The organism is Streptomyces sp. NPDC003027, from assembly GCF_053591435.1.
The window spans coordinates 84,816-111,188 of sequence record NZ_JBSFTU010000022.1; the positions used below are offsets into that span (position 1 = coordinate 84,816).

28 protein-coding genes and 1 pseudogene are annotated in these 26,373 nt (G+C 70.6%); 15 read left to right on the forward strand and 14 right to left on the reverse strand.

Annotation, left to right across the window (positions count from 1 at the left end):
* Positions 1-110 precede the first annotated feature (110 nt).
* From ACWDX6_RS17870 to ACWDX6_RS17880, 3 genes are read left to right on the forward strand one after another with little or no spacing between them, the layout of a single operon-like run.
* Positions 111-1,103, forward strand: a complete 993-nt coding sequence (locus tag ACWDX6_RS17870; protein ID WP_451485845.1) for a carbohydrate ABC transporter permease — start codon at positions 111-113, stop codon at positions 1,101-1,103.
* On the forward strand, positions 1,100-1,954 hold the full coding sequence (locus ACWDX6_RS17875) for a carbohydrate ABC transporter permease (RefSeq protein ID WP_451485846.1): 855 nt from the start codon (positions 1,100-1,102) through the stop codon (positions 1,952-1,954). The genes ACWDX6_RS17870 and ACWDX6_RS17875 overlap by 4 nt, the downstream gene beginning before the upstream one ends.
* 9 nt (positions 1,955-1,963) lie before the next feature.
* Positions 1,964-3,481, forward strand: coding sequence for a glycoside hydrolase family 3 protein (locus ACWDX6_RS17880; protein WP_451485847.1), 1,518 nt, complete (start codon positions 1,964-1,966; stop codon positions 3,479-3,481).
* Positions 3,482-3,540: 59 nt separating this feature from the next.
* Here ACWDX6_RS17880 and nagB read toward each other — a convergent pair whose 3' ends face one another.
* Positions 3,541-4,326, reverse strand: coding sequence for a glucosamine-6-phosphate deaminase (gene nagB / locus ACWDX6_RS17885; RefSeq protein ID WP_451485848.1), 786 nt, complete (start codon positions 4,324-4,326; stop codon positions 3,541-3,543).
* Positions 4,327-4,529: 203 nt separating this feature from the next.
* Between nagB and ACWDX6_RS17890 the strand changes: the two genes are divergently transcribed.
* The gene (locus ACWDX6_RS17890) at positions 4,530-5,165 is read left to right on the forward strand and encodes a TetR/AcrR family transcriptional regulator (protein WP_451485849.1); all 636 of its coding nucleotides are present in this window, start codon (positions 4,530-4,532) and stop codon (positions 5,163-5,165) included.
* Positions 5,166-5,468: 303 nt separating this feature from the next.
* Positions 5,469-6,935, forward strand: a complete 1,467-nt coding sequence (locus ACWDX6_RS17895) for a sensor histidine kinase (protein ID WP_451485869.1) — start codon at positions 5,469-5,471, stop codon at positions 6,933-6,935.
* A 213-nt stretch (positions 6,936-7,148) separates the two neighbouring features.
* On the opposite strand, the gene ACWDX6_RS17900 is transcribed toward ACWDX6_RS17895, so the two are convergent.
* Together ACWDX6_RS17900 and ACWDX6_RS17905 are read right to left on the reverse strand one after the other, a co-directional pair.
* Positions 7,149-7,406, reverse strand: coding sequence for a WhiB family transcriptional regulator (locus ACWDX6_RS17900; protein WP_003953983.1), 258 nt, complete (start codon positions 7,404-7,406; stop codon positions 7,149-7,151).
* Between the two features lie 317 nt (positions 7,407-7,723).
* On the reverse strand, positions 7,724-8,692 hold the full coding sequence (locus ACWDX6_RS17905; RefSeq protein ID WP_451485850.1) for a diacylglycerol/lipid kinase family protein: 969 nt from the start codon (positions 8,690-8,692) through the stop codon (positions 7,724-7,726).
* Positions 8,693-8,766: 74 nt separating this feature from the next.
* Here ACWDX6_RS17905 and ACWDX6_RS17910 point away from each other — a divergent pair, with 74 nt between their 5' ends.
* Positions 8,767-9,192 (forward strand): hypothetical protein, encoded by a 426-nt coding sequence (locus tag ACWDX6_RS17910; protein WP_451485851.1) that lies wholly within the window; start codon positions 8,767-8,769, stop codon positions 9,190-9,192.
* A 43-nt stretch (positions 9,193-9,235) separates the two neighbouring features.
* On the opposite strand, the gene ACWDX6_RS17915 is transcribed toward ACWDX6_RS17910, so the two are convergent.
* From ACWDX6_RS17915 to ACWDX6_RS17925, 3 genes are all read right to left on the reverse strand, one after another.
* Positions 9,236-10,177, reverse strand: coding sequence for an RNA polymerase sigma factor SigF (locus ACWDX6_RS17915; protein WP_451485852.1), 942 nt, complete (start codon positions 10,175-10,177; stop codon positions 9,236-9,238).
* On the reverse strand, positions 10,174-10,587 hold the full coding sequence (locus ACWDX6_RS17920) for an ATP-binding protein (protein ID WP_123457481.1): 414 nt from the start codon (positions 10,585-10,587) through the stop codon (positions 10,174-10,176). Before ACWDX6_RS17920 ends, ACWDX6_RS17915 begins: the two co-directional genes overlap by 4 nt.
* A 260-nt stretch (positions 10,588-10,847) precedes the next feature.
* Positions 10,848-11,108 carry a UBP-type zinc finger domain-containing protein gene (locus ACWDX6_RS17925; RefSeq protein WP_451485853.1) on the reverse strand — a complete coding sequence of 87 codons (261 nt, stop codon included), beginning with the start codon at positions 11,106-11,108 and terminating at the stop codon, positions 10,848-10,850.
* Positions 11,109-11,148: 40 nt separating this feature from the next.
* Here ACWDX6_RS17925 and ACWDX6_RS17930 point away from each other — a divergent pair, with 40 nt between their 5' ends.
* Positions 11,149-12,747: a Na+/H+ antiporter gene (locus tag ACWDX6_RS17930; RefSeq protein ID WP_451485854.1), complete on the forward strand. Its 1,599-nt coding sequence runs from the start codon at positions 11,149-11,151 to the stop codon at positions 12,745-12,747.
* A 24-nt stretch (positions 12,748-12,771) separates the two neighbouring features.
* Here ACWDX6_RS17930 and ACWDX6_RS17935 read toward each other — a convergent pair whose 3' ends face one another.
* Complete coding sequence (locus ACWDX6_RS17935; protein WP_451485855.1) at positions 12,772-13,671, reverse strand: 1-aminocyclopropane-1-carboxylate deaminase/D-cysteine desulfhydrase; 900 nt, start codon at positions 13,669-13,671, stop codon at positions 12,772-12,774.
* A gap of 51 nt (positions 13,672-13,722) precedes the next feature.
* Positions 13,723-14,313: an N-acetylmuramoyl-L-alanine amidase gene (locus ACWDX6_RS17940; RefSeq protein WP_451485856.1), complete on the reverse strand. Its 591-nt coding sequence runs from the start codon at positions 14,311-14,313 to the stop codon at positions 13,723-13,725.
* Between the two features lie 294 nt (positions 14,314-14,607).
* Between ACWDX6_RS17940 and ACWDX6_RS17945 the strand changes: the two genes are divergently transcribed.
* Together ACWDX6_RS17945 and ACWDX6_RS17950 are read left to right on the forward strand one after the other, a co-directional pair.
* Positions 14,608-16,023, forward strand: coding sequence for a family 2B encapsulin nanocompartment shell protein (locus tag ACWDX6_RS17945; RefSeq protein WP_451485857.1), 1,416 nt, complete (start codon positions 14,608-14,610; stop codon positions 16,021-16,023).
* Between the two features lie 130 nt (positions 16,024-16,153).
* A complete protein-coding gene (locus ACWDX6_RS17950) occupies positions 16,154-17,179 on the forward strand; it encodes a family 2 encapsulin nanocompartment cargo protein polyprenyl transferase (protein WP_451485870.1) in 1,026 nt (341 codons plus the stop codon).
* A gap of 3 nt (positions 17,180-17,182) precedes the next feature.
* Here the strand turns inward: ACWDX6_RS17950 and ACWDX6_RS17955 are convergent, their stop codons facing one another.
* On the reverse strand, positions 17,183-17,758 hold the full coding sequence (locus ACWDX6_RS17955) for a TetR/AcrR family transcriptional regulator (RefSeq protein WP_451485858.1): 576 nt from the start codon (positions 17,756-17,758) through the stop codon (positions 17,183-17,185).
* A 112-nt stretch (positions 17,759-17,870) separates the two neighbouring features.
* Here ACWDX6_RS17955 and ACWDX6_RS17960 point away from each other — a divergent pair, with 112 nt between their 5' ends.
* The 3 genes from ACWDX6_RS17960 to ACWDX6_RS17970 are packed head-to-tail and all read left to right on the forward strand — an operon-like array spanning position 17,871 to position 19,297.
* Entirely contained in the window at positions 17,871-18,458 is a 588-nt protein-coding gene (locus ACWDX6_RS17960) for a dihydrofolate reductase family protein (RefSeq protein WP_451485859.1), read from the forward strand.
* 26 nt (positions 18,459-18,484) lie between these two features.
* Positions 18,485-18,835 carry a hypothetical protein gene (locus tag ACWDX6_RS17965; RefSeq protein ID WP_451485860.1) on the forward strand — a complete coding sequence of 117 codons (351 nt, stop codon included), beginning with the start codon at positions 18,485-18,487 and terminating at the stop codon, positions 18,833-18,835.
* A gap of 42 nt (positions 18,836-18,877) precedes the next feature.
* Positions 18,878-19,297 carry a DUF6304 family protein gene (locus ACWDX6_RS17970; RefSeq protein ID WP_451485861.1) on the forward strand — a complete coding sequence of 140 codons (420 nt, stop codon included), beginning with the start codon at positions 18,878-18,880 and terminating at the stop codon, positions 19,295-19,297.
* 101 nt (positions 19,298-19,398) lie between these two features.
* Here ACWDX6_RS17970 and sodN read toward each other — a convergent pair whose 3' ends face one another.
* Positions 19,399-19,794, reverse strand: a complete 396-nt coding sequence (gene sodN / locus ACWDX6_RS17975) for a superoxide dismutase, Ni (protein WP_403288422.1) — start codon at positions 19,792-19,794, stop codon at positions 19,399-19,401.
* 217 nt (positions 19,795-20,011) lie between these two features.
* Between sodN and ACWDX6_RS17980 the strand changes: the two are divergent.
* Positions 20,012-20,185 (forward strand): annotated as a pseudogene (locus tag ACWDX6_RS17980) (S24 family peptidase); the annotation flags it as partial.
* A gap of 65 nt (positions 20,186-20,250) precedes the next feature.
* Here ACWDX6_RS17980 and ACWDX6_RS17985 read toward each other — a convergent pair.
* A complete protein-coding gene (locus ACWDX6_RS17985; protein ID WP_451485862.1) occupies positions 20,251-20,916 on the reverse strand; it encodes a CGNR zinc finger domain-containing protein in 666 nt (221 codons plus the stop codon).
* 94 nt (positions 20,917-21,010) lie between these two features.
* On the opposite strand from ACWDX6_RS17985, the gene ACWDX6_RS17990 reads away from it, so the two are divergent.
* Positions 21,011-21,775 carry a class I SAM-dependent methyltransferase gene (locus ACWDX6_RS17990; RefSeq protein ID WP_451485863.1) on the forward strand — a complete coding sequence of 255 codons (765 nt, stop codon included), beginning with the start codon at positions 21,011-21,013 and terminating at the stop codon, positions 21,773-21,775.
* Positions 21,776-21,838: 63 nt separating this feature from the next.
* On the opposite strand, the gene ACWDX6_RS17995 is transcribed toward ACWDX6_RS17990, so the two are convergent.
* Genes ACWDX6_RS17995 through ACWDX6_RS18005 form a run of 3 tightly spaced genes read right to left on the reverse strand, consistent with a single transcriptional unit; the run spans position 21,839 to position 24,542 of the window.
* The gene (locus ACWDX6_RS17995) at positions 21,839-22,600 is read right to left on the reverse strand and encodes an amino acid ABC transporter ATP-binding protein (RefSeq protein WP_403288425.1); all 762 of its coding nucleotides are present in this window, start codon (positions 22,598-22,600) and stop codon (positions 21,839-21,841) included.
* Between the two features lie 5 nt (positions 22,601-22,605).
* On the reverse strand, positions 22,606-23,538 hold the full coding sequence (locus ACWDX6_RS18000; protein ID WP_356894472.1) for an amino acid ABC transporter permease: 933 nt from the start codon (positions 23,536-23,538) through the stop codon (positions 22,606-22,608).
* Positions 23,539-23,567: 29 nt separating this feature from the next.
* The gene (locus ACWDX6_RS18005) at positions 23,568-24,542 is read right to left on the reverse strand and encodes an ABC transporter substrate-binding protein (RefSeq protein WP_451485864.1); all 975 of its coding nucleotides are present in this window, start codon (positions 24,540-24,542) and stop codon (positions 23,568-23,570) included.
* 535 nt (positions 24,543-25,077) lie between these two features.
* Between ACWDX6_RS18005 and ACWDX6_RS18010 the strand changes: the two genes are divergently transcribed.
* Entirely contained in the window at positions 25,078-26,289 is a 1,212-nt protein-coding gene (locus ACWDX6_RS18010) for an NAD(P)-dependent malic enzyme (protein WP_451485865.1), read from the forward strand.
* The last annotated feature ends 84 nt before the right edge of the window (positions 26,290-26,373 follow it).

Here is a 26,373-nt window from a genome sequence, read left to right on the forward strand (position 1 = left end):
CGACCGTCGACGCACGCTGAGAGCGCCCCGGAGGAGAACCGAGCCTCAAAAAAGGGGTGCCGCGGGGCCCTGCTTCCCGTACCAGGAGAGGGATCGCTGAGGAGCACGGGATGAGTGCCGCAGACACAACCACCGCGAAGGTGCCGCCGGTGCGGCAATCGCCACCATCCGGCCCGCGGGCCGGTGCCCCGAAGCCGGGGAAGAAGCCCACCAACGGCGGAGGCGGGATCCCCTGGCTCCTGCTCGCGCCATGCCTGCTCGTCCTGCTCCTCGTGCTCGGCTATCCGCTCGTGCGCCTGGTCACCCTCTCCTTCCAGCACTTCGGCCAGCCGCAGCTCTGGGGCTTCCAGGAGGCGGAGTCGGCCGGCTTCGCCAACTTCGCCACGATCCTCTCCGACGGCGAGTTCTGGGCCGTGGTCCTGCGGACCGTGATCTTCGCGGGCGGCGCGGTGATCCTCACCATGGTGCTCGGCATGATGATCGCGCTGCTGCTGCAGAAGGTCTCCGGCTGGGTCAAGGCGCTGATCAACATCGTGCTGGTGGCGAGCTGGGGCATGCCCATCATCGTCGCGACCGCCATCTTCAAATGGCTCTTCGACGCCGACTACGGCGTGCTCAACTGGCTGCTCGACAAGCTGCCCGGCGTGGACATGATCGGCCACAACTGGTTCGCCAGCGGTCCCCAGGGCCTCGCCGTCATCATGCTGCTCGTCGTCTGGGGCGCCGTGCCCTTCGTCGTGATCACCCTGAGCGCCGGTCTGACGCAGGTGCCCAAGGAGCTCGAAGAGGCCGCTCGGCTCGACGGCGCGGGCGCGTGGGGCGTCTTCCGGTTCGTCACCCTGCCGATCCTCAAGCCGATCATCGTCATGCTGACGACGCTCTCGGTCATCTGGGACATGGGCGTCTTCCCCCAGGTCTACGTCATGCGCAACGGCCACCCGGAGGCCGAGTTCCAGCTCCTCACCACGTACTCGTTCGACAAGGCGTTCGTCGTCAACGACTACGGCACCGGCTCGGCCATCGCCCTCGTCACGGTCGCTCTGCTGCTGGGCGTCGTCGCCGTCTACATGCGCCAGATGCTCAAGATCGGAGAGGTGGAGTGACCACGACCACCCCTGCCCCCGGCGTCACCCGCCCCCGCGGGTCGAAGCTCGGCTGGAACCTGCTCGGGCTGCTCGTCTTCGCCGTCGTCGGCTTCCCGGTCTACTGGATGGTGAACACGGCCCTCAAGCCGGCCAAGGACGCCATCGACCCGAACCCGCACTTCTTCCCCTCCACCTTCACGCTGGAGAACTTCAAGCGCGCCCTGGAGATCGCGGACTTCTGGGGGCCGGTGGGGCGCAGCCTGGTCGTCTCGGCCACGGTCGTCGTGATCGGCATCGTCGTCGGCATGCTGGCGGCCCTCGCCATCTCCCGGTTCGCCTTCCGCGGCCGCAAGATCGTGATCGTCGGCATCCTCGCGGTCCAGATGATCCCGCTCGTCGCGATGATCATCCCCGTCTTCCTGATGCTCAACGATCTCGGTCAGTACGACAGGATCAGCGGCCTGATCATCACCTACCTCACCTTCATCCTCCCCTTCACGGTGTGGACCCTGCGCGGCTTCATCGTGAACATCCCCAAGGAGCTGGAGGAAGCCGCCCAGGTCGACGGCTGCACCCGCACCGGTGCGTTCGTCCGGGTCGTCTTCCCCCTGCTCGCGCCGGGCATGGTCGCCACGTCCGTGTACGGCTTCATCCAGGCGTGGAACGAGTACCTCTACGCGCTGATGCTGATGAGCCAGCAGAACCAGACGGCCACCGTCTGGCTCTCCAACTTCATCACGAAGAACGGTACCGAGTACGCCCCGATGATGGCGGGTTCCACCATGATGGCCGTCCCCATCGTGATCCTCTTCCTCCTTGTCCAGCGCAAGATGGCCGCGGGACTGACCGCGGGCGCGGTGAAGGGATAACGCCTCCCCATGACCACTCTCGTAACCGGCACGGACACCCTGACGCGTGACGCGCTCACCGTCCTCCAACCCGGCTTCGTCGGCACGACGGCGCCCGACTGGCTGCTCCGCAGGATCGGTGAAGGACTCTCCTCCGTCGGCCTGTTCGGCCGGAACATCGCCTCTCCCGAGCAGCTCGCCGCGCTCACCGCGCGGCTGCGGGCCGAGCGGGACGACGTCCTGGTCGCCATCGACGAGGAGGGCGGGGACGTCACCCGCCTGGAGGTCCGGCACGGCTCCTCGTTCCCCGGCAACTACGCGCTCGGCTCCGTGGACGACACCGGCCTCACCCGGGCCGTCGCCCGCGAGCTCGGCCGCCGGCTCGCCGCGTGCGGGGTCGACCTCAACTGGGCGCCCTCCGCCGATGTGAACTCCAATCCGGACAACCCGGTCATCGGGGTGCGCTCCTTCGGCGCCGACCCGGAGCTCGTCGCCCGGCACACCGTGGCGTACGTCGAGGGCCTCCAGGCCGTCGGCGTCGCGGCCTGCACCAAGCACTTCCCCGGACACGGCGACACCAACGTGGACTCCCACCACGCGCTGCCCCGCATCGATGTGGACCTCGACACACTGCACGCCCGTGAGCTGGTACCTTTCCGCGCCGCGATCGCGGCGGGTACCCAAGCCGTCATGAGCGCGCATATTCTTCTCCCCGCGCTCGACCCCCACCGGCCGGCCACCCTGAGCCCGCGGATCCTCACCGGTCTGCTGCGCCAGGAGCTGGGCTTCGAGGGGCTGATCGTCACCGATGGCATGGAGATGCAGGCCATCGCGTCGACGTACGGCATCGAGCGCGGATCGGTCCTCGCGATCGCCGCGGGCGCCGACGCCATCTGCGTCGGCGGCGGGCTGGCCGACGAGGGCACCGTACTGCGGCTGCGCGACGCCCTGGTCGAAGCGGTACGGACCGGCGAACTGCCCGAGGAGCGGCTGGCCGACGCCGCGGCGCGGGTGCGCGTCCTGGCGGCGTGGACCCAGGCGCACCGGGCCAGGGGGGCTGTAGCGGGGCCGGGCGCGGCAGTGCAGGAGGGGACCGCGCCCGGCACCGACATCGGACTCGTGGCGGCCCGCCGCGCCGTGACGGTGACGACGGGGGAGCGGCCCCACACGCCGATGACCAGCGCTCCCTACGTCGCCGCCTTCACCCCGGTCGCCAACATCGCCGTCGGGGACGAGACCCCCTGGGGCGTCGCCGCGGAGCTGGAGCGGCTGCTTCCGGGGACCGCGACGGGCACCTACGACGAGCCGTCGGTGGACGCGGTCCTGGCCGCGGCGGGGGAGCGCCGCATCGTCGCGGTCGTACGGGACTCCCACCGGCACCCCTGGATGACCGAGGCGCTGGACGCGCTGCTGGCGGCGCGCCCGGACACCGTGGTGGTGGAGATGGGCCTCGACCAGGCGGAGCCCCGGGGGGCCCTGCACATCGCCACGCACGGCGCGGCCCGGGTCTGCGGCCGCGCGGCGGCGGAGGCCGTCGCCGGCATCTGACCGCGGTACGCGAAGGGGCCCGGCACCTGGAGGTGGTGCCGGGCCCCTTCGCGTACGTCTCAGATGCCCTGCCAGGCCGGCTTGTTGGCGAACGTGTGGCGGAAGTAGGGCGCGAGCTTCAGCTTCGACGCGGCGGCCTCGTCCACGACGACCGTGGCGTGCGGGTGCAGTTGCAGCGCGGAGGCGGGTACGAGCGCGGCCACCGGGCCCTCGACGGTCTGGGCCACGGCCTCCGCCTTGCCCTCGCCGGTGGCGAGGAGCACCAGGTGGCGGGCCTCCAGGATGGTCCCGATGCCCTGCGTGATGACGTGGTGCGGCACCTGCTCGATGTCGTCGTCGAAGAAGCGCGCGTTGTCGATCCGGGTCTGCTCGGTCAGTGTCTTGATCCGGGTGCGGGAGGCGAGCGAGGAGCAGGGCTCGTTGAAGCCGATGTGCCCGTCGGTACCGATGCCGAGGATCTGCAGGTCCACGCCGCCGGCGTCGGCGAGCGCCTTGTCGTACGCCTCGCAGGCCGCCTGGACGTCCTCGGCGGAGCCGTCGGGGCCCATGAAGGCGTCCGGGGAGAGCCCGAGCGGCTCGACGACCTGGCGCAGCACGGTCGAGCGGTACGCCTCCGGGTGGCCCGCGGGCAGCCCGACGTACTCGTCGAGCTGGGCGATCCGGGCCCGCGAGACGTCGACGGTGCCGGCCTCGACCTGGGCGATCAGGGCCTCGTAGATGGGCAGCGGAGTCGATCCTGTGGCCACGCCGAGCAGCGCGTCGGGCTTGCGGCGCAGAAGGCCGGCGATGCCGTCCGCGATCAGCTCGCCGCCTGCCTTGGCGTCCGGGACGATGACAACTTCCACGCTGTGCCTGCCGATCGTGTGAGGGGCGGGTGGTATAGACCAATTGTAGCGCTGAATCTAGCAGAGCGCGGGCCCCCGGCACGGTCCCGTCCGCTCGCCGGACCCCGCCCCTCTCATCGTCGATCGGCGCCTCCGGTCCAGCCACCCGGGACCCGCGAGCTCCGGAGCCGCTTTCCGTAACGTGCGCTATAGAATCGGGCGCCATGACCACCAAGCGGCGCGGCCGGCCCCGCTCCTTCGACCGCCGGGCGGCGCTGGAGCAGGCCATGACGGCGTTCTGGGAGCAGGGGTACGAGACGACCTCCGTCTCCGACCTCACCCGCGCCATGGGCATCAGCGCCCCGAGCCTGTACGCCGCGTTCGGCGACAAGCGGACGCTCTTCGAGGAGGTCGTGGAGGCGTACGCCGTCTCGTACGGCGCCTACGGCGACGAGGCCCTGGCGGAGGAGCCGACCGCGCGCGACGCGCTGGCCCGGATGCTGAGGGAGGCGGCCGACGCCTTCACCGACCCGTCCCACCCGCGCGGCTGCCTGGTGATCTCCTCCGCGACCAACTGCTCGAACCTGGAGGTCGAGGAAGCCCTGCGCCAGCGCCGCAACCGCGCTCTGGCGTCCTTCGAGACCCGGATCCGCCGCGGCGTCGCAGCCGGGGAGCTGCCCGCGGACGCGGACACCGGCGCGCTGGCCCGCTTCTGCGGCGCGGTCCTCCAGGGCATGTCCCAGCAGGCGCGCGACGGCGCGACCCGGGAGGAGCTCCGGGCGGTGGCGGAGGTGGCGACGGCGGCCTGGCCCGTGGTGCGCGGGAGGGCTCGGGAAACACCCGCGGGCCGCGGCGCCTGACGGGACCCTCAACCCGTCCGGCACCGCAGCCCGGAGTCGCCCGGCCGGGGGTGTGCGGTCCCTCGGCCGTGTGGGAGGTCTCGGCGCAGTCAGGGCAGAGAGCGCCGGGTACCTCGATCCACCCTCCTGTGCGGGGAGGGCGGAGGTCGTACAGGATGCTGCTCCGCCATTGTGGACTAGACCATTCTTGTCTGTCCATCCATGGGAACCGCGTCCTTCCTGGCCCATCCTCCATCACGAACGCCCCGAGATCCAGGTTCATGGCCCCTGAATTCCGCGGGTACGCTCGCACCTGTGCCCTCCATGAACGACCTCGTCCGCCAGCACACCGCTCTGAGTGAGTCCGACCTCGAGTGGCTCCATCTGCTGGTGTCGGAGTGGCAACTGCTCTCCGACCTCTCCTTCGCCGACCTGGTGCTCTGGGTCCCCACCCTGGACGGCACCCGGTACGTCTCCGTCGCCCAGATGCGGCCCAACACCGGCCCGACCTCCTACCAGGACGACATGGTCGGTCACCTCGTGCCGCGCGGCCGCCGCCCGCTGCTCGACGCCGCCCTCGACGAGGGCCGGATCGTGCGCGAGGGCGACCCCGAGTGGCGCGAGGAGGTCCCCGTCCGGGTCGAGTCCATCCCCGTACGCCGGGAGGGCCGCGTCCTCGGCGTCATCGCCCGCAACACCAACCTCCTGACGGTACGGACCCCGAGCCGGCTGGAGCTCACCTACCTCCAGTCCGCCTCGGACCTCGCCCAGATGATCGCCGCCGGCTCCTTCCCCTTCCCCGGGGAGGCCGTCGACATGGACTCCTCGCCCCGCGCCGGTGACGGACTGATCCGGCTCGACGCCGACGGGATCGTCCAGTACGCCTCGCCCAACGCGCTCTCCGCGTACCACCGCCTCGGCCTCGCCGCCGACCTCGTCGGCCAGCACCTCGGGCAGATCACCGCCGAGCTCGCCCCCTCCCGCGGCCCCGTCGACGAGGCCCTGGTCAAACTGGCCTCCGGCTACGCCCCCCGGGAGGCCGAGGTGGAGGGCAACGGCGGGGTGATCCAGCTGCGCGCGATCCCGCTCAAGCCCAAGGGCGCCCGCATCGGTTCGCTCGTCCTGCTCCGCGACGTCACCGAACTGCGCCGCCGCGAGCGCGAGTTGATCACCAAGGACGCCACCATCCGGGAGATCCACCACCGGGTGAAGAACAACCTCCAGACGGTCGCCGCGCTGCTGCGCCTCCAGGCCCGCCGGATGGACTCGCCCCAGGGGCGCGAGGCGCTCAACGAGGCGGTGCGCAGGGTCGGTTCGATCGCCATCGTGCATGAGACGCTGTCCCAGAATCTGGACGAGCGGGTCGAGTTCGACGAGATCGCCGACCGGGTGATCGCGATGGTCGCCGAGATCTCCCCGGGCAAGGTGACCTGCCGGCGCAACGGCCGGTTCGGCATCCTGGACGCTGAGGTCGCCACCCCGCTCGCCATGGTCCTCACCGAAGTGCTCCAGAACGCCCTCGAACACGCCTTCGCGCCCGCGGAGCTGGGCACCGTCGAGGTCACGGCCGTCCGCGGTGAACCCCGCGCGGACGCACGCCTGCTGATCACCGTTCAGGACGACGGGCGCGGGCTGCCCGAGGGCTTCGACCCGCAGCGTGCCGGAAACCTCGGACTGCAGATCGTCCGCACCCTGGTCGAGGGCGAGTTGGGCGGCACCTTCGACATGCGGCCGGGCGGCGAGCGCGGCACCAAGGTCGTCCTCGACATCCCCGTACTGCCGCAGAAGTGATCGCCCCGCCGAGCGCCGCCGCGTAACGGCACCGCGTACGGCCGCGTGACGGCACCGCGTTCGGCTGAGTCCGGCCGAGCACAGCAGCGAGCCCCGGACCGAAGAGATCGGTCCGGGGCTCGAATGCTGTGGGTTACTGCTGCGCGCTGCGGCTCGGGGGCGGTGATTGCGTACGCGATGTACGCGCCGCTTGCCTCAGGCTTGTCAGGGTGTTCAGGCGCTGGCGTTGCGCGCCCGGTTGCGAGCGGCGCGGCGCTTCATCGCGCGGCGCTCGTCCTCGCTGAGGCCACCCCAGACGCCGGAGTCCTGGCCGGACTCGAGCGCCCACTGCAGGCACTGCTCCATGACGGGGCAGCGGCGGCAGACGGCCTTGGCTTCCTCGATCTGCAGCAGCGCAGGACCGGTGTTGCCGATGGGGAAGAACAGCTCGGGGTCTTCCTCACGACAAACGGCGTTGTGACGCCAGTCCATGGCTGCTACCTCTCTTGGTGTTACGTGCGGGTTGCTTGTGAATGTGAACGCTTTCACGAATCCCCCCGCAAGTGAAGGGCCGACTGCCAGATGAACTGGTGTGGTCCAGGATTCGTGGAGGGGTTCTGGCTCTCAGTGGAGGCCGGTCCTGCGGGCCGTCCCGATCGCCATGAAGAGATTCGCAAACCTCGGCGGCGGATACAACCCCTTCAGGAAAGTTTTTTTTGATTCCTCGGTGTCGGCTAGGTCACAGCCGTACTTCTTAGGGGTGGATGCCAGCCTAAACGTTCGAGTGAAAGGACTTTAGGCCCTTCCACTCACACAATCACACGCAGTGCACGGCGTACGCCTGTGAACGTCACGCTGGTACGCAGTCCCAGGTGGTCTCCGTCCATCTGTAGGGGGAGCGGAACCTTGGAATGCAAGGTGAAGTCGGTCAGATCGTGTAGAGACAGTGCGTGCTTGCCGTGGGGACCGCGCTCGGGTGTCGACGTGAGCAACTGGGTGGCGTAGCGGGCCACCGCGGGCGCCGAAAGACGGCTCAGTGCGAGGACGTCCAGCGCCGTCTCGAAGGACGCCTCCGGGGACGCGTACACCGGACGATTGCCCAGGTAGGTCCAGGGAGAGGTGTTGCAGATTATCGACAGGACCAGGTCCTCGACCGGGTCCTGCCCCGGGCGCTCCAGGGTGATCGTGCCGTTGCGCCGGTGCGGCTCGCCCAGGAACTGGCGGACCACCTGACGGAGGTAGAGCGCGTGGGTGGATCTCCTGCCGCGCTCCCGCTGCTGTTCGACCCGGCCCACGACACCGGCGTCGAAGCCGAAGCCGGCGCAGAACGTGAACCAGCGGGGCGGCACCCCCTCGTCCTCGCTGCCCGGGGTGCCGGAGGCGAGCCCCAGGCTCACTGTCCGTGCACGGCGCTCACGCAGGGCGTCGAGAAGGGCGCCGGTCGCCTCCACGGCGTCGTTCGGCAGCCCGAGGGCGCGGGCGAAGACGTTCGTCGAACCACCGGGGACCACCGCGAGGCCCGGAAGCCGGTCGGGGTCCGGGCCGCCGTGGAGGAGTCCGTTCACGACCTCGTTGACGGTGCCGTCGCCGCCCAGGGCGACGACCAGCTCCACGTCCTTGGACTCGGCGGCCCGCCGCCCCAGGTCCCGGGCGTGCCCGCGGTACTCGGTGGTGACCGCCTCCAGCTTCATCTCGCTGGCGAGCGCGTGGATGAGGACATCACGGGTGCGGGCACTGGTGGTGGTTGCTGCCGGATTGACCACAAGAAGTGCGCGCATGGCCGCCAGCGTACCTACCCGGCGGTACCGGGCCCAGAGGGGTGGGTCCCGCCGGCCCGGCTACCCTGCCAGGTATGAGCAGTACGGAACGGACCACCGCGCACACCTCCCGTCCCGCCCGGCTGGCCGCGGCGGCCGCGGTGGCCGGGATCGAGGCGCTGGCCCTGGTGGCCGGGGGCCTGTACGTCCTCGTGACCGGCGTCACCGGCAGCCCGGACAGCCTGACCCAGGCCGTCACCGGCGGGGCCACGCTGGTCGTGCTCGGCCTCTTCCCGGCGGCGGCGGCGCGCGGACTGCTCCTGCGCCGCGCCTGGAGCCGCGGGCCGGCGATCATCACCCAGATCCTGGCCCTGCCCGTCGCCTGGCAGCTGCTCCACACCAGCAGCGCGATGATCCTGGCGGGCATCGCCCTCGCGGTCCTCGCGGTGACCGGCCTGGTCCTCCTGGTGAACCCGGCGACGACCGAGGCCCTGGGCATCGGCCGCCGCGGCGCGGCCTGAGGTTCCGTACCCCCGGCGCACCGGCGGCGGCACGCGAGGACGCCTACTCCTCCACGAGGAGCTTCTCCCGGAGCTGGGCCAGCGTGCGGGCCAGCAGCCGGGAGACGTGCATCTGGGAGATGCCGACCTCCTGAGCGATCTGCGACTGCGTCATGTTCCCGAAGAACCGCAGCAGCAGGATCCGCTTCTCCCGCGGCGGCAGGCCCTCGAGGAGCGGCTTGAGGGACTCCCGGTACTCGACACCCTCCAGCGCCTCGTCCTCCGCGCCCAGCGTGTCCGCGACGGCGGGTGACTCGTCGTCCGTGTCCGGGACGTCCAGGGAGAGGGTCGAGTAGGCGTTCGCCGACTCCAGGCCCTCCAGGACCTCCTCCTCCGAGATCCCGAGGCGCTCCGCCAGCTCGTGCACCGTCGGGGATCGGCCGTGCTGCTGGGAGAGCTCCGCCGTCGCCGTCGTCAGCGAGAGCCGCAGCTCCTGCAGGCGGCGCGGCACCCGGACCGCCCAGCCCTTGTCCCGGAAGTGGCGCTTGATCTCGCCGACCACCGTCGGAGTCGCGTACGTCGAGAACTCGACACCCCGCTCCGGGTCGAAGCGGTCCACGGACTTGATCAGGCCGATGGTCGCGACCTGCGTCAGGTCGTCCAGCGGCTCGCCGCGGTTGCGGAAGCGCCGGGCCAGATGCTCGACCAGCGGCAGATGCATCCGCACCAGCCGATTGCGCAGCTCCGCCTTCTCCGCGGAGCCCTCCGGCAGCCCGCGCAGCTCGACGAAGAGCGCCCGCGCTCCGCTCCGGTCGTGCGGATCCGGCACCTCGTGCGGCTCGGAGTCCGCGAGGATCGCGGAGGCCTCCGCCGCCTCGGGAACCTTGCTGTGCTGCTCGTGCTCGCTCATGTGGACCGCCTGCTCCGTAGCGACCTCGACCTCGACCTCCGGATGCGGCCGCGCCTGCTGCTCAGGGATGCCGGCCGTCGCGTCCCCGCTCCTCACGCCGGGCCTGGCCCCGCGCCGCGCTGTTTGTACAGGCTGATGGAGACCGTACGGTCCTCGGCCACGGACGACTCGACCTTCCCGGCCAGCGCGGAGAGCACCGTCCACGCGAAGGTGTCGCGCTCCGGCGCCCGTCCGTCCGTCGTCGGCGCGGACACCGTCACGTCGAGCGAGTCGTCGATCAGCCGGAACACACAGCTGAGGACGGACCCCGGCACGGCCTGCTGGAGCAGGATCGCGCAGGCCTCGTCGACCGCGATCCGCAAGTCCTCGATCTCGTCGAGGGTGAAGTCCAAGCGCGCCGCGAGGCCGGCCGTGGCCGTACGCAGCACGGACAGATAGGCACCCGCAGCGGGCAGCCGGACTTCCACGAAGTCCTGGGTCCCGGGCTCGCCTGCGATCTGGGACACCCTCACCTCCAAGGTGGCACAAGCTCATTCGGGGCCCGGGGAGAAAGCCCCCCGAACCAGGCGGTACGCAGTCGGTTGCGCAGTCCGCCGTGACGCTATCGCGATCCATGCCGCCGTGTCGCCGTGGGCCCCAGCGGACCCCACCCCACGCCTGTCACTCATGGTAAGGCAATGAGTACGCACAGTGGCTAGGGGTGTGCGGGGCCCAATTGCGGGGGCTCGACGGGCGTTTGGCCGCGGGGGTGTGACGTACCCAACCGTCAGACGATCGAACCGTCCACGAAGCACCAGCGCCAGCGCTCGTCCGGCTCGAAGGTCCGCATCACCGGGTGCCCGGTGGCCGAGAAGTGCCTCGTCGCGTGCCGCCCCGCCGAGGAGTCGCAGCAGCCGACGTGCCCACAGCTCAGGCAGAGCCGCAGCTGCACGGGGTGGGTCCCGTCGGACAGGCACTCCGGGCAGGTGTCGCTCAGCGGCGCGGGTTCGGGGCGCGGCATTTCGGCAACGTGGGGACACTCGCTCATGATGGCCAGGTTACGGGGTCGATCGAGGCGGGGACGGGGCATGGACGCACTGGAACTGGTGGGGCTGGTCGCGGGGAGCGCCGCGGTGGCGGGCGTCGCCCGGAGGACACCGGTGCCGGCGCCGCTGCTCCTGGTCGCGGCCGGCCTCGCCGCCTCGTACGTCCCCGGCGTACCGGACTACGCCCTGGATCCGCACATCGTGCTGCCGCTGATCCTGCCGCCGCTCCTCCACACCGCCGCCGTGGAGTCCTCCTATCTCGACCTGCGGGCCAATCTCCGGCCCGTCGCCCTGCTCTCCGTGGGGTACGTCCTCTTCGCGACGGTCGCGGTCGGCTGGCTCGCCTACGTCCTGGTTCCCGATCTGCCGCTGACCGCCGCGCTGGTCCTCGGCGCGGTGATCGCGCCTCCGGACGCGGTCGCCGCCACCGCCATCGCCCGCAGGCTGGGGCTGCCGAACCGGATCACCACCATCCTCCAGGGCGAGTCCCTGGTGAACGACGCCACCGCGATCACCGCCTTCAAGGTGGCGCTCGCCGCGGCGGTCGGGGCGGGCGTCGGCTGGGTGGGCGGCATCGGCGAGTTCGCCCTCGCGGCGATCGGCGGGATCGGCGTCGGGCTGGTCCTCATGGTCCCCCTCCACTGGCTGCGCCGCCGGCTCGGCGGGGAGGCCCTGCTGCAGAACACCCTTTCGCTCCTCATCCCCTTCGTCGCCTACGCGGCGGCGGAGGAGGTCGGCGCCTCCGGCGTCCTCGCGGTGGTCGTCGTCGGCCTCTACCTCGGCCACCGCAACTGGCAGGTGGACTTCGCCACCCGCCTCCAGGAGGAGGCCGTGTGGAAGATGGTCGCGTTCATCCTGGAGTCCGCCGTCTTCGCGCTGATCGGACTCCAGTTGCCGTACGTCGTCCAGGGGCTCGGCCGGTACGGCGTCGGCGAGGCGGCCTGGTACGCCGTGGGCGTCTTCGTGGCCGTCGTCGTGGTCCGGTTCGTCTGGGTCTTCCCGGCCACCTTCATCCCGCGCCGGTTGTCGCGGCGCATCCGCGAGCGCGAGCCCGGGGTGGACTGGAAGGCACCGCTGATCGTCGGCTGGGCCGGGATGCGGGGTGTGGTCTCGCTCGCCATCGCCTTCTCGATCCCGGTCGCCACGGACGGGGTGGAGTTCCCCGCGCGGAACCTTGTCCTCTTCCTCACCTTCACCACGGTGATCGGGACGCTGGTGGTGCAGGGGCTCACCCTCCCGCCGCTCATCCGGCTGCTGAAGCTCCCGGGCCGTGACCGCCAGGCCGAGACCCTGGCCGAGGCCCAGGCCCAGAGCGAAGCGTCGAGGGCCGCCGAAGAGCGCCTCGAACGGCTGCTGAGCGATGAACGAAACGCCCTGCCGCAGCCGCTGGCCGACCGCCTCCGCACCGTCCTGGAGCGCCGCCGCAACGCGGTCTGGGAGCGGCTCGGATCGGTCAACGAAGCCACCGGCGAGACCGCGGACGACACCTACCGCCGGCTGGCGCGCGAGATGATCGAAGCCGAACGCGAGGTCTTCGTCCGCCTGCGCGACGAGCGCCGCATCGACGACGAGATGATGCGCACCCTGCTGCGCCGCCTGGACCTGGAGGAGGCGGCGGCGTACCGCGAGGAGACGGCCTGAGCCGGTCCCGCGTGCCCGGGGTCCTCACGACGGCGCGCCGGTGATCACCGCCGCGATCCGGGTGCCCGGGGCGAACGCTCCCTCCTCCGCGAGGGTGACGAGTCCGTACAGCATTTTGGCGACATACAGTCGCTCGACGGCGAGTCCGTGCCGCGCCTCGAAGTCCCGCGCGAACGCTTCCAGGGCGGGGCTCGTACGGGCGTAGCCGCCCCCGTGGAAGCGCTCGTCGAGGCTCCAGTCGCCCCGGGGGCCACCGAAGGCCGCGCTCTGCAGGGCACGTATCTCCGCGCCGAGGAAGCCGCCCTTGAGGACCGGGACGCCCAGCGCCCGCTGCCCCGGCGCGAGACCGGCGGCCAGACCCGCGAGCGTGCCGCCGGTGCCGCACGCCACCGCCGCGACGTCCGCCGCGCCCGACAGCTCGCGGCCGAGCTCCGCGGAGCCCTCGGCGGCGAGCGCGTTGCTGCCGCCCTCGGGGACCACGTACGTCTCCGGGGGAGCGCCGGCGAGCAGGGCGGCCAGCACGGCGGGGTCGTTCTTGGAGCGGTAGGTGGAGCGGTCCACGAACACCAGGCGCATGCCGTCCGCCGCGCACCGCGCGAGCGAGGGGTTCAGCGGCCGGCCGGCCAGCTCGTCCCCTCGTACGACCCCGGTCGTCGGAAAGCCGAGCAGCCGGCCGGCGGCGGCCGTCGCACGCAGGTGGTGGGAGTAAGCGCCGCCGAACGTCAGCACCGGCCGCCCGTCCGCCGCCCGCAGGTTGAGCGCCAGCTTGCGCCACTTGTTGCCCGGCAGGTCCGGGTGGATCAGGTCGTCCCGCTTGAGCAGCAGCCGCAGGCCGGAGCGGGTGAAGCGCTCGTCCTCGACCGGCTCCAGCGGGGACGGGAGCCGGGGCCGCAGCCGGGAGAGGGCGAGGTCGAACGCGTTCACCCGGCCATTGTCCACCGCGGCCGGGCCGGGCCCGGCGGCCACGGACACGGCCTACCGCAGGCGCTCGCCGATCCGCTGGCGCATCGACGCCATGGTGAAGCCCCGGGGGTCCACCTTCCCCGGTTGCCACTCCAGGTGCCCGATGACCGAACGCTGCGTCCAGCCGTGCACCCGGCACACCGCCGCGGCCGCCTTCTCGATGGCCTCCAGCTGCACCTTCGGCCACGGGTCCTTCCCGTCACCGAGGTTCTCGCACTCGAACCCGTAGAAGTGCCGGTTGCCGTCCGTGGTGGCCTCGTTGTCCGGCGGCAGGCGCTGCTCGGCGATGACGGCCCGCAGGACGTCGTCGTCACCGGCGCCCGCGTGGTTCGCGCGGCCGTACCCGACGAGGTGGACCGTGCCGTTCTTGGCGATCACGCCGTGACAGAGCGGTCCCGGCAGGGAGGCGTAGCCGTCCCGGCAGAGCCGGACGGTGTTCGCCGTGCCGCGGGTGACGGTGTGGTGGATCATCACGCCGTGGACAGGGCCCCAGGGGCCCTTGTGGTTGCGGTTGTGGGTACGCCAGTCGCCGACCTCGACGACCGAGAGGCCCTCGTCGCGCAGCGCGTCGAGGAACCTGCTCGCGGACATGGGTGGGGCCATGGCCGACTCCTTCGATCAGGGGAATGGGGGAGGGCAGGGACGCAAGCGGGCTGCCGGTTACTGCGAGTGTTCCCGAAGTAACGGAGCGATCCACTCGCGCACCAGCCGTTCGGACCGTGTGCGAGCCGATCCGGACAGTGAGCCATGAGACCGAAGGGGCTGCGCTGTTCGAGTGGAAAGCGTGTGACATGCCCCGCTGGAGATGATCCACTCCCACTCATTTGTGTAATGGCGCTGGCACGCTCCGTGCTGAAAGGCTTCCTCTCGCAGGTCAGTCATACGAGAGGGAGTTCCATGTCCGTTGGTTCGGTTGGCGACGAGGTCCGTGCGGAGCAGGCGGGGCCGCAGCAGAGTCTCGGTACCGCCGCCGCGCGGAACCTCGCGACCACCACCAAATCGGCCCCGCAGATGCAGGAGATCACCTCCCGGTGGCTGTTGCGGATACTGCCGTGGGTGCAGGTGCAGGGTGGTACGTACAGGGTCAACCGGAGGCTCAGCTACGCCGTGGGAGACGGACGCGTCACGTTCGTGCAGACCGGTGAGCAGGTCGCCGTCATCCCCGCCGAGCTCGGCGAACTCCCCGCACTGCGGGGGTACGACGACGAGGCTGCCCTCGCCGAGCTGGCGGCGCGCTGTCGTCAGCGCCAGTACGCGCAGGGCGAGCTGATCGCCACCGCGGGCGAACCCGCCGACCGGGTGCACCTCCTGGCCCACGGCAAGGTCGAGCAGCTGGGCGAGGGGCCGTACGGCGACGAGGCGATCCTCGGAGTCCTCGCCGACGGCGCCTACTTCGGCGACAGCTCGCTCACCCACTCCGACGCCACGTGGGAGTGGACCGCCCGCGCGGCCACCGCCTGCACCGTCCTCGAACTCACCCGCGACGACGTCCGCAACCTCGCCGACCGCGCCGGCTCGCTCGCCGCCCACCTCGCGGGCGTGGCCGCACTGCCCCACCAGCGCACCAACAAGTACGGCGAGGCGGCGATCGACCTCTCCGCCGGTCACGTCGGCGAGGCGATCGTCCCGCACACCTACGTCGACTACGACGCCTCTCCTCGTGAGTACGAACTGTCCGTCGCCCAGACCGTGCTGAAGGTCCACAGCCGGGTGGCCGATCTCTACAACCAGCCGATGAACCAGACCGAGCAGCAGTTGCGGCTCACGGTGGAGGCGCTGCGCGAGCGCCAGGAACACGAGCTGGTCAACAACAAGGAGTTCGGGCTCCTCTCCAACTGCGACTACGGCCAGCGGCTCCAGCCCCACGACGGCGTCCCCGGGCCGGACGACATGGACGAGCTGCTCTCGCGCCGCCGCGGCTCCAAGATGTTCCTCGCCCACCCGCGGGCCATCGCCGCCTTCGGCCGCGAGTGCAACCGCCGGGGCCTGGTCCCCGAGTCCATCGAGGTCAACGGCAACCGCATCCCGACCTGGCGCGGTGTGCCGATCTACCCCTGCAACAAGATCCCGATCTCGGACGCCCGGACGACGTCGATCATCTGTATGCGTACGGGCGAGGCGGACCAGGGCGTGATCGGCCTGCACCAGACGGGGATTCCGGACGAGATCGAGCCGAGCCTGTCCGTCCGCTTCATGGGCATCGACGAGCAGGCGATCATCTCCTACCTGGTCACCGCCTACTACTCGGCCGCGGTGCTGGTACCGGACGCCCTGGGCGTCCTGGAGAACGTGGAGGTCAGCCGCTGGCACTGACGAGGGGAGGGGGCCGCCACCATGTCCGTGCTACGCCCGCGCGCCCCTTCGGGTCCCCGGCGAAGCCAGGGGGAGAACCGAGCCTCAAAAAGAGGAGGAAGTGACCGTGACCACGACCAGCGCGGACGCCATGACCGACGGGCACGGGGCCGCGGCGTTCCTCGAGCACACGATGAACGTCGTCCATCCCCGACTGCGCACACTCGTCGAGTCGTTGCCCGGCTCCATACGGCGAGTGGCGATGTACCACTTCGGTTGGGAGCACGCGGACGGCACGCCGGCCGCCGGGCAGACCGGCAAGGCGATCCGGCCCGCTCTCGTGCTGGCCGCGGCCCGCGCCCTCGGCGGTGATCCGGCCCCGGCGGTGCGGGCGGCGGCCGCGGTGGAGCTCGCGCACAATTTCACCCTGCTCCACGACGACATCGTGGACGAGGATCCGACCCGCCGGCACCGGCCCACGGCGTGGACGGTGTTCGGTGTCCCTGACGCGCTGATCGCGGGCGACGCGATGCTGGCCCTGGCGCTGCGCCTGCTCGCGGAGGAGGGCCATCCTGCCTCGGCCGCGGCGTCGGCCAGGCTCGCCGGCTGCGTCATCGAGCTGTGCGCCGGTCAGCAGGCGGACTGCGCCTTCGAGCGGCGCGGCCCGCACGAGGTGTCGCTGGACGAGTGTCTGGCGATGGCGACCGCCAAGACGGGGGCGCTGCTGGGGTGTGCCTGTGCCATGGGCGCGCTGTACGCGGGTGCGGGTGAGGCGGAGGTGGCGGCGATGGACGCCTTCGGCCGGGAGGCGGGGCTCGCGTTCCAGTTGATCGACGATCTGATCGGGATCTGGGGCGACCCCGACCGGACGGGCAAGCCGGCTGGGGCCGATCTCGTCGCCCACAAGAAGTCGCTGCCGGTGGTGGCGGCGCTCGCTTCGGGGACAGCGGCGGGGGAGGAGCTGGCCGGGCTCTACGCCCGTCCGGTGCTCGATCCCGCTGCGGTGCGGGCGGCGGCGGACGCGGTGGACCGGGCGGGCGGCCGCGACTGGGCGCAGGCGGAGGCGGCCGACCGGATGGCTCTGGCCGTGCGCCATCTCTCCCGCGCGGTGCCGGACCTGTCCGCCGCCGGGGATCTGCTGGCCCTGGCGGAGTTCGTCACCCGCCGGACGCGGTGAGGCTCAGGTCTCGGGCACGATCCGGGTGACGACCGTCTCGATCAGGTCGTCCAGTGCCCGGTCGCCGTGGAGGCCGGGGACGGTGAAGTGGTCCAGGAGCAGCCCGGTGAGCGCGAAGTAGAGCAGCCGGACGGTGTCGCCGTCGCCCGGCATCCCCGAGTCCAGATGGAGGCGGATGTTGTAGTCCAGGTCCGAGCGCAGGATCCCGGTGAGCCGGCCGCGCAGGTCGGGGCGGCGGGCGGCTTCCAGGCGCAGTTCGAAGAGGCCGAGGTAGCAGCTGCGCTCGGCCGCCATGCGCCGGGCGAGCCACCGCATCAGTTCCACGACGAGTTCTCGGCTGGGCTCCGGCCGCATGGCCGTGTCGAGGGAGCCGGGGGCGGGGGTGAGTCGGACGAAGATCCGGTCCCCGACCTGGGAGAGCAACTGGTCCCGGTCGGTGAAGTAGTTGGACGAGGTGCCCGTGGGGACGCCCGCGCGGGTGTCGACCGCGCGGAAGGTCAGCCCGCGGGCGCCCTCGTCCGCGAGGACCTCGATCGCCGCGTCGAGCAGGGCGGCCCGCCGTTCCGGATTTCTTGCCATCGCCGGCTCCTTCGAACATTCGGGAAAGGGTCTTGCGCAACCACTACAGGTGAAGCACTATAACTGTCGTGGTTGCGATCGCAGCCGCCTCCCGAAGACAAAGAGGACCGGTTTGCGCAAGCTCACCTACTTCATCGCCTGCAGCATCGACGGCTTCATCGCTGACCCGAAGGGCGATGCCACCTCCACCTACCAGTACGTGCGAGGGGAGTACCTGGAGTATCTGAAGACGGAGTACCCGGAGACCATCGCCGCCCAGGGCTGGGCCCTGCTCGGCGTCGACCCCGACTCCCGGAACCAGCACTTCGACACCGTCGTCCAGGGCATGAACTCCTACCGGCTCGGCCTGGACGCCGGCGTCCCCAGCCCGTACGCCCACATGCGCGAGCTCGTCGCCACCCGCTCGCTGACCGAGTCGCCGGACCCCAACGTCGAGCTGATCACGGACGACCTGATCGGCCGGATCCGCGAACTCAAGGCCGAGGACAGCCCGCTCGGCATCTGGCTCTGCGGCGGTTCCACCATCGCCGGGGAGCTGATCGACGAGATCGACGAGCTGATCGTCAAGACGTATCCGCAGGTCTTCGGCTCCGGCATGCCGATGTTCGGCACGGACTTCGAGCCTCGCGACTTCGAACTGGGCACGGTGCGCGCCTTCGACAACGGCGTGCTGGTCCGTACGTACACCAGGAAGCGGTGACCAGGAGGGCGCTCTACCCTGGAGGTATGGGCACCGAAGGACGCCACACCGTCCATGATCCACAAGCCGACCCCCGCTGCCCGGCCTGTGGACAGCGTGTCGGTACGGCCATCAAGCGGCACAAGGTCATGGGGGCCTGGGTGCCGGTCTGGGAGGCACGGCCGTGCCCCAACCCGGACTGCGAACTCTTCGGCCGCAAGGCGGACGGCTCCCGGCCGACCGGTGCGGCACCGGACGGTGCCGAGGGCACCGAGGACTCCGCGGGCGCCGGGAGCGGGGAGGGTTCCGCGGGCACCGGAACGGGTGGTGCGGAAGCCGCGAGCACGCAGTTGACCGGCAAGAACGACGAGACCGGGAGAAGTCAGGCCCCGGGGTGACCGGCCGCGCGGTGGAGCCGGTCATACCGCTACAGTCCGCGCATGTCATCGGAGTCGACAGAAGTCTGGACCGGCTGGTACCGGGACCGCGGCGGCGCGGAAGCGATCGTCATCACGGTGGACGGAGCGCACGTGTCCACCCGCATCAGGGGAATCGAGTACAAGGGCGCGAGCTTCGGGGCCCTGCGTGCGGCCGGTGAGGGCGGCAGGACGCTCACCGGGTGCGTACTGGAATGGGATCTGCCGCTTCCCGTGGTCCTCGACGGGGTCACCGAGCAGGCCACCCTCAGCTGTCTGCTGACGCTCGGTGAACGCGTGGACCTCAGCCTGACGCTGCACCACGCCGGCGCGGCCTACGAATCCGGCATCGCGGGCGGTGACTTCGAGGAGGCCCTCGCCCGGGTCGGACGCCAACTGCCGCAGGGGGCAGCGTTCGGCCGCCGGCCGCTCCAGACCGCCTGAGCCCAGCCACCCGCCCGCCCCGCACTCCGAGCCACGCACGCGGAAGGGGCCCGACCGGGATCGCCGGTCGGGCCCCTTCGGGCGCTCTGCGGGGAGGAAGGTCAGGCCTTCTTGGTCTCCCAGAAGATGCGGTCGATCTCGGCGATGAGCTCGAGGGCCTTCTCGCCCGTCTTCGGGTCCGTCGACGCCTTGGCGGTCGAGAGGGCCTTCAGGGTTTCGTTGATGAGCAGGTGGAGCTCCGGGTACTTCTCGAAGTGCGGGGGCTTGAAGTAGTCGCTCCACAGCACCGAGACGTGGTGCTTGGCGAGCTCCGCGCGCTGCTCCTTGATGACCGTGGCGCGGGCGCGGAAGTGCGCGTCCTCGTTGGCCTGGTACTTCTCCTGGACGGCCTTGACCGACTCGGCCTCGATCCGGGCCTGGGCCGGGTCGTAGACACCGCAGGGGAGGTCGCAGTGGGCGCTGACCTTCACCTTGGGGGCAAACAGGCGGGAGAGCATTGAGCTGTCCTTCCTCGTGATCGTCTTCTCAGGTGGGACATTACTCCGTGAGAAGCGCGTTTTCGCGAGCGCCCCCTAGGGCTTAGGACAAAAGTCCAGGGTCACCATGGGACTCGTGGACGATCGGACCGGGAGGTGCCGGATGACGGAATCGGGGCGGGAGCCGGGGCGGGGAGCCGGGCCCCTGTTCGGTATCGCCGAGGTGACCGGGGTGTCGATGGTGCCCACGCTGCTCCACGGCGATCAGCTGCTCGTGCACTACAGAGCCCGGCTGCGCCCGGGGAACGTGGCCGTGCTGCGCCATCCGCTCCAGCAGGATCTGCTCATCGTCAAGCGCCTGGTCGAGCGCCAGGGCGCCGGCTGGTGGGTGCTCGGGGACAACCCCGGCGCCGAGGGTGACAGCCGGGTCTTCGGGGTCGTGCCCGCCGAGTTGGTGCTCGGCCGCGTGCGGGCGCGCTACCGCCCCGTGACTCCCGGCCGCCGGCGCTCGCCGGCCGTCGTGCTCTCCTGGCTGCTCTCGGCCGTCAGGCCGGTGCGCTCGTCCTCCTGGTCGGTCCGTTCGGCCTCCAGGCGCTTGCGGGCCCGGTAGGCGGCCACGTTGGCGCGGGTCGCGCAGCGGTCCGAGCAGTAGCGCCGGGAGCGGTTGGTCGAGGTGTCGAGGTAGGCGTTGCGGCACGGTGCGGCCTGGCACAGGCCGAGCCGATCGGCGCCGAACTCGGTCAGGTGGAAGGCGAGCCCCATCGCGGCGATGGCCGCGTAGCCCGCGGTGGCGTTCGAAGGGTGGTCGGCGAGGTGCATGTGCCAGCGCGGCCGCCCTTCGCCGTCGAGGTGGTCGTGCCCCGAGATCTGCGGGCTCACCGGGAACTCCAGGAGCAGGGAGTTCAGCAGGTCCACGGCCCGGGTCTGGTCGCCCTCGTCGGCCGCGGTGAAGACGGCCCGCAGCCGGCCGCGTACCGAACGGAAGCGCGTCACGTCGGCGTCCGTCGCCCGCCTGGCCATCTGGGAGGCCGCGCCGAAGAGCTCCCGGACCGCCTCGACCGAGGTCAGGGAGTCCTTGTTGCGCGTCGGCTCCTCGGTGTTGACCAGACGCACGGCGTAATCCGAGTAATAGGCCAGTTCCACTTGTAGTCCTTACTCAGGCGGTCTAGGGTCGGGGCGGAAAGGGGTAACGGCTGTTTCCCCTTCGAGGGTATTACGAAGAGGGCGAGGTAGGGCGATGACGGACGCGGCGACGACCGGAACCGACTGGGCGGCCTGGCAGCAGAGCTGGGACCGCCAGCAGGAGTGGTACATGCCGGACCGCGAGGAGCGGTTCCGCGTGATGCTCGACATGGTCGAGGCCCTGGTGGGACCGGAGCCCCGCGTCCTCGACCTGGCGTGCGGTACTGGGAGTATCACGGATCGGCTCCTCGCGCGGTTCCCGAACGCGATCAGCACCGGCGTCGACCTCGACCCCGCCCTGCTCGCCATCGCCGAGGGGTACTTCGCCGGCGACGAGCGCGTCACCCTCGTGACCGCAGACCTCAAGGACCCCGCGTGGGTCACGAAGCTCCCGCACGACACGTACGACGCCGTCCTCACCGCCACCGCGCTGCACTGGCTCCACACCGAGCCGCTCACCGCGCTCTACGGGCAGCTCGCCGGGGTCGTCCGCGACGGCGGCGTCTTCATGAACGCCGACCACATGATCGACGAGACCACCCCGCGCATCAACGCCGCCGAGCGCGCCCAGCGGCACGCCCGCATGGACGAGGCCAAGGCCGCCGGCGCCCTCGACTGGGCGGACTGGTGGGCGCTCGCCGCCGCCGACCCGGTCCTCGCGGAGCCCACCGCCCGCCGCTTCGAGATCTACGGCGAGCACGCCGACGGCGACATGCCCTCCGCCCGCCGCCACGGCGAGATCCTGCGCGCCGCCGGCTTCGCCGAGGCGCGCCCCGTCTGGGCCTCGCCCTCCGACACGCTGATGCTCGCGGTGAAGTAGGCCGCGTCCACGGCGAAGGGGCGGTACGGGAGTCCCGTACCGCCCCTTCGCACGCCGTACCGCTTACAGCACCTTGGACAGGAACGCCTTCGTCCGGGCGTGCTGGGGGTCGCCGAGGACATCGCGCGGGTGGCCGGACTCGACCACGACACCGCCGTCCATGAACACCAGGGAGTCGCCCACCTCGCGGGCGAAGCCCATCTCGTGGGTGACGACGACCATCGTCATGCCCGACTCGGCCAGGTCCCGCATGACGTCGAGGACGTCGCCGACCAGCTCGGGGTCGAGCGCCGACGTGGGCTCGTCGAAGAGCATCAGCTTCGGCTCCATCGCCAGCGCGCGGGCGATGGCCACACGCTGCTGCTGACCGCCGGAGAGCTGCGAGGGGTAGTTCCCGGCCTTGTCGGCCAGGCCCACCCGGTCGAGCAGCCGCTCGGCCCGCTCGCGGGCGACCGCCTTCGACTCGCCCTTCACCTGGATCGGCGCCTCCATGACGTTGGCCAGGGCCGTCATGTGCGGGAACAGGTTGAAGCGCTGGAAGACCATGCCGATGTCGCGGCGCTGGGCGGCGACCTCGCTGTCCTTCAGCTCGTAGAGCTTGTCGCCCTTCTGGCGGTAGCCCACCAGTTCACCGTCGACGTACAGCCGCCCGGAGTTGATCTTCTCCAGGTGGTTGATGCACCGCAGGAAGGTCGACTTGCCGGAACCGGACGGGCCGATCAGGCAGAACACCTCGCCGTTGTTCACCTCTAGGTCGATGCCCTTGAGGATGTGGGCGGCACCGTAGGACTTGTGGACGCCCTCGGCCTTCACCATTGCCGTCATGTGTTTCACCGCCGCCAGTTGGAGAGGGAGACCAGGTTCGCCTTGACCTTCTGCCATGGCGTCGGGGGCAGCGTGCGCAGGGAGCCGCGTGCGTAGTGCCGCTCCAGATAGAACTGGCCCACGCTGAACACCGAGGTCAGGATCAGGTACCAGATCGAGGCGACGAAGAACATCTCCATCACCGCGAACGAGGTCGACGCGATGTCCTGCGAGGCCCGCAGCAGATCCGGATACTGCACCGCCACGACCAGGGACGAGGTCTTCAGCATGTTGATGAACTCGTTGCCCGTCGGCGGGATGATCACCCGCATCGACTGCGGCAGCACCACGCGCCGCATGGTCTTCGCCTGGCTCATGCCCAGGGCGTGCGACGCCTCCGTCTGGCCCTCGTCGACCGACTGGATACCGGCCCGGACGATCTCCGCCATGTACGCGCCCTCGTTGAGGCCGAGACCCAGCAGGGCGGCCAGGAAGGGGGTCATGACATCGGTCATCTCGTCCTTGTAGAACCCGATGTTGAAGATCGGGAAGATCAGGGCGAGGTTGAACCAGATCAGCAGCTGCACATAGACCGGCGTGCCGCGGAAGACCCAGATGTAGAGCCAGGCGACGGAGCTGGTCACCGGGTTCTTGGAGAGCCGCATGACGGCGAAGAGCACACCCAGCACCAGGCCCAGCGCCATCGAGGCGACGCTGATGAGGATCGTGTTCCCCAGGCCGGACAGGATGCTGGGGTCGAACAGCTTCTCCGGCACCGTCGCCCAGCGCACGTTGCCCTGCGAGAAGGCGTACGCGAGCAGGGCCAGGAGCGCCACGACCAGGACGCCGGCGACCCAGCGTCCGTAGTGGCGGACCGGAATGGCCTTGATGGCCTCCGGCGGGAGCCCGGCCGGGGCGGGCGACGCCCCGGCGGGAACCTTGTCGAGCTTGTCAGTCACAACGACTGCCCTTCAGTGGTGCGTGGGGGTCAGGAGCCGCCGTTGATCTTGGCCGCGGGGATGGCGCCGTCGCCCGCGTTCCACTTGTCGAGGGCGGCCTTGTACGTGCCGTCCTTGATGATCGCGTCCAGCGCTTCCTTGAGAGCGTCGCGCAGCTGGGTGTCCTTCTTGTCGACGGCGATGCCGAAGTAGCCGGCGTCCGTCTTGTTGGCGATCGCGTCGAAGTCCTTGCCGCCGCCCGCCGTCTTCGCGATGTACGCGGCGACCGGGGAGTCGTTCAGGTCGGCGACGGCGCCGCCGGCCTTGACGCGGGTCTGCGCCTCGGCGTCGGTCGGGAAGGACTCGAAGGTGAGGGCCGGCTTGCCGTCCTTCTTGCACTTCTCGGCCTGGTCCTTGGCGGCCTGCTCGTACGTCGTGCCCCGCTGCACGGCCAGCTTCTTGCCGCACAGGTCGTCGAGCGACCTGATGTTCTCCGGGTTGCCCTTCTTCACCAGGATGCCGGTGGAGGCGGTGAAGTAGTCGACGAAGTCGACGCCCGTGCCGGTCTTCCTGCCCTTGTCGTCCAGACCCTCCTGACGGGCCTTGGTGTCCGTCATGGAGGACATGACGATGTCGGTGCGACCGGTGGGCAGGGCGGTCAGCAGGGTGTCGAAGGTGCCGCTGGTGAACTGGAACTTCACGCCGAGCTGCTTGGAGAGGGCGGCGGCGATGTCGGGGTCGACGCCGACGATCTCGTTGCCCTGCTTGAACTCCATCGGGGCGTACGTGGCGTCCGTGCCGACCTTGATGACGCCGGCCTTCTGGATGTCGGCGGGCAGCTTCGAGAAGAGGGGCGCGTTGGAGGCGACGGACTGCGTGCCGCCCTCGGGGGTGGTCTTCGCGCCCTCGGTCTGGTCGCCACACGCGGTCAGCAGCATGGAGCCGGCGACCGCGATGGCGGCGACCGCGGCAAGACGGGAGGTGCGGGTCTTGGCGGTCGTACAACGCGTGGAGCGTGCGGTCATGGTCGGGTTCCTCCGGCGTATGAGGGAGTTGCCATAGGCCGCGCACGCACCTTCGGGTGTCGCGACCTCGTGTGATTACGGCATCTTGCCATTCGGACCCCCTCAAACAGACTGCCCCGCATGTCAAAATCGGATAACGGGTGACCCCCGAACTTCGAGAAGCCGGTCCTTCCCGGCCGGACCTTCTCCGGAGATACCTCCTCCGGACCGGAAAATCTCCGGCCCATCTCGCCATTCGGACGACACGAACCACGCGATTCGGTGTGCCGGCATATCTGTCCGGACATTCGTGACGCGTCCACCCAAGACAAGGTGCCGATACGGCCGTATGAGTCGCATCACCGCTCCACTATGGACTCGTCCGCGGTGCCGTCCGTCCGGTAAGAAGGATCCTTACACCCCTCATCCGGGGCTCAGGGCGCGTTGTGCGGCGCGCCCGCGCGGCTGCCAGACACGGTGGCCGCGGGACCCACCCACCCCCTCCTCAACCAGGAGTGGCCACCCTCAAATGATGAAGACTTAAGGGGTCAACCCAATGGCAGCGGAGATCGTCAACCCTCGCAGCGGGAGCGGTGCGGAAGGGGCTCATGAGGAGCCCTTCGATCCGGCTTTCGCTCTGCACCGTGGCGGCAAGATGGCCGTCGCGGCCACCGTGCCGCTCCGGGACAAGGACGACCTGTCCCTCGCGTACACACCAGGCGTCGCCAAGGTGTGCACCGCGATCGCCGAGCAGCCGGAGCTGGTCCACGACTACACCTGGAAGTCCCAGGTCGTCGCCGTCGTGACCGACGGAACGGCCGTGCTCGGACTCGGCGACATCGGCCCGGAGGCGTCGCTTCCGGTCATGGAGGGGAAAGCCATCCTCTTCAAGCAGTTCGGAGGCGTGGACGCGGTGCCGATCGCGCTCGCCACCACCGACACCGACGAGATCGTGGAGACCGTCGTCCGGCTCGCCCCCTCCTTCGGAGGAGTGAATCTGGAGGACATCTCGGCGCCGCGGTGCTTCGAGATCGAGCGCAAGCTCCAGGAGCGCCTCGACATCCCCGTCTTCCACGACGACCAGCACGGCACGGCCGTCGTCACGCTCGCCGCGCTCCGCAACGCGGCGAAGCTGACCGGCCGCACCCTCGGCGACCTGCGCGGAGTCATCTCCGGCGCCGGGGCGGCCGGGGTCGCCATCGCCAAGTTCCTGCTGGAGGCGGGGCTCGGCGACGTGGCCGTCGCGGACCGCAAGGGCATCGTCAGCCGTGACCGTGAGGACCTCACCGCGGTCAAGCGCGAGCTCGCGGAGATCACCAACAAGGCGGGCCTCACCGGCTCCCTGGAGAGCGCCCTGGCCGGCGCGGACGTCTTCATCGGCGTCTCCGGCGGTACGGTCCCGGAGGCCGCGGTCGCCTCGATGGCGCCGAACGCCTTCGTGTTCGCCATGGCCAACCCGAACCCCGAGGTCCACCCCGACGTCGCGCACAAGTACGCGTCCGTCGTGGCGACCGGCCGTTCGGACTACCCGAACCAGATCAACAACGTCCTCGCCTTCCCGGGCATCTTCGCGGGCGCCCTCCAGGTCCGGGCCTCCCGGATCACCGAGGGCATGAAGATCGCCGCGGCGAACGCCCTGGCGGACGTGGTCGGCGCCCAGCTCGCCGCCGACTATGTGATCCCGTCCCCGTTCGACGAGCGCGTCGCCCCGGCGGTCACCGCCGCCGTGGCCGCCGCCGCCCGCGCCGAGGGCGTGGCGCGCCGCTGACGCGTCCCGGACGCCGACGCCCACCGAGAAGGGGGGCCCCCGGGCCCGCCGGGGGCCGGGGGGGGGGGGGGGGGCGGGGAGGGA

Excerpts from the sequence above, each read along its gene's own strand:
- ACWDX6_RS17870 (WP_451485845.1), top strand. The coding sequence starts at position 111 with ATGAGTGCCGCAGACACAACCACCGCGAAGGTGCCGCCGGTGCGGCAA.
- ACWDX6_RS17880 (WP_451485847.1), top strand. The coding sequence starts at position 1,964 with ATGACCACTCTCGTAACCGGCACGGACACCCTGACGCGTGACGCGCTC.
- ACWDX6_RS17890 (WP_451485849.1), top strand. The coding sequence starts at position 4,530 with ATGACCACCAAGCGGCGCGGCCGGCCCCGCTCCTTCGACCGCCGGGCG.
- ACWDX6_RS17895 (WP_451485869.1), top strand. The coding sequence starts at position 5,469 with ATGAACGACCTCGTCCGCCAGCACACCGCTCTGAGTGAGTCCGACCTC.
- ACWDX6_RS17900 (WP_003953983.1), bottom strand. The coding sequence starts at position 7,406 with ATGGACTGGCGTCACAACGCCGTTTGTCGTGAGGAAGACCCCGAGCTG.
- ACWDX6_RS17905 (WP_451485850.1), bottom strand. The coding sequence starts at position 8,692 with ATGCGCGCACTTCTTGTGGTCAATCCGGCAGCAACCACCACCAGTGCC.
- ACWDX6_RS17910 (WP_451485851.1), top strand. The coding sequence starts at position 8,767 with ATGAGCAGTACGGAACGGACCACCGCGCACACCTCCCGTCCCGCCCGG.
- ACWDX6_RS17925 (WP_451485853.1), bottom strand. The coding sequence starts at position 11,108 with ATGAGCGAGTGTCCCCACGTTGCCGAAATGCCGCGCCCCGAACCCGCG.
- ACWDX6_RS17930 (WP_451485854.1), top strand. The coding sequence starts at position 11,149 with ATGGACGCACTGGAACTGGTGGGGCTGGTCGCGGGGAGCGCCGCGGTG.
- ACWDX6_RS17940 (WP_451485856.1), bottom strand. The coding sequence starts at position 14,313 with ATGGCCCCACCCATGTCCGCGAGCAGGTTCCTCGACGCGCTGCGCGAC.
- ACWDX6_RS17945 (WP_451485857.1), top strand. The coding sequence starts at position 14,608 with ATGTCCGTTGGTTCGGTTGGCGACGAGGTCCGTGCGGAGCAGGCGGGG.
- ACWDX6_RS17950 (WP_451485870.1), top strand. The coding sequence starts at position 16,154 with ATGACCGACGGGCACGGGGCCGCGGCGTTCCTCGAGCACACGATGAAC.
- ACWDX6_RS17955 (WP_451485858.1), bottom strand. The coding sequence starts at position 17,758 with ATGGCAAGAAATCCGGAACGGCGGGCCGCCCTGCTCGACGCGGCGATC.
- ACWDX6_RS17965 (WP_451485860.1), top strand. The coding sequence starts at position 18,485 with ATGGGCACCGAAGGACGCCACACCGTCCATGATCCACAAGCCGACCCC.
- ACWDX6_RS17970 (WP_451485861.1), top strand. The coding sequence starts at position 18,878 with ATGTCATCGGAGTCGACAGAAGTCTGGACCGGCTGGTACCGGGACCGC.
- sodN (WP_403288422.1), bottom strand. The coding sequence starts at position 19,794 with ATGCTCTCCCGCCTGTTTGCCCCCAAGGTGAAGGTCAGCGCCCACTGC.
- ACWDX6_RS17990 (WP_451485863.1), top strand. The coding sequence starts at position 21,011 with ATGACGGACGCGGCGACGACCGGAACCGACTGGGCGGCCTGGCAGCAG.
- ACWDX6_RS17995 (WP_403288425.1), bottom strand. The coding sequence starts at position 22,600 with ATGACGGCAATGGTGAAGGCCGAGGGCGTCCACAAGTCCTACGGTGCC.
- ACWDX6_RS18005 (WP_451485864.1), bottom strand. The coding sequence starts at position 24,542 with ATGACCGCACGCTCCACGCGTTGTACGACCGCCAAGACCCGCACCTCC.
- ACWDX6_RS18010 (WP_451485865.1), top strand. The coding sequence starts at position 25,078 with ATGGCAGCGGAGATCGTCAACCCTCGCAGCGGGAGCGGTGCGGAAGGG.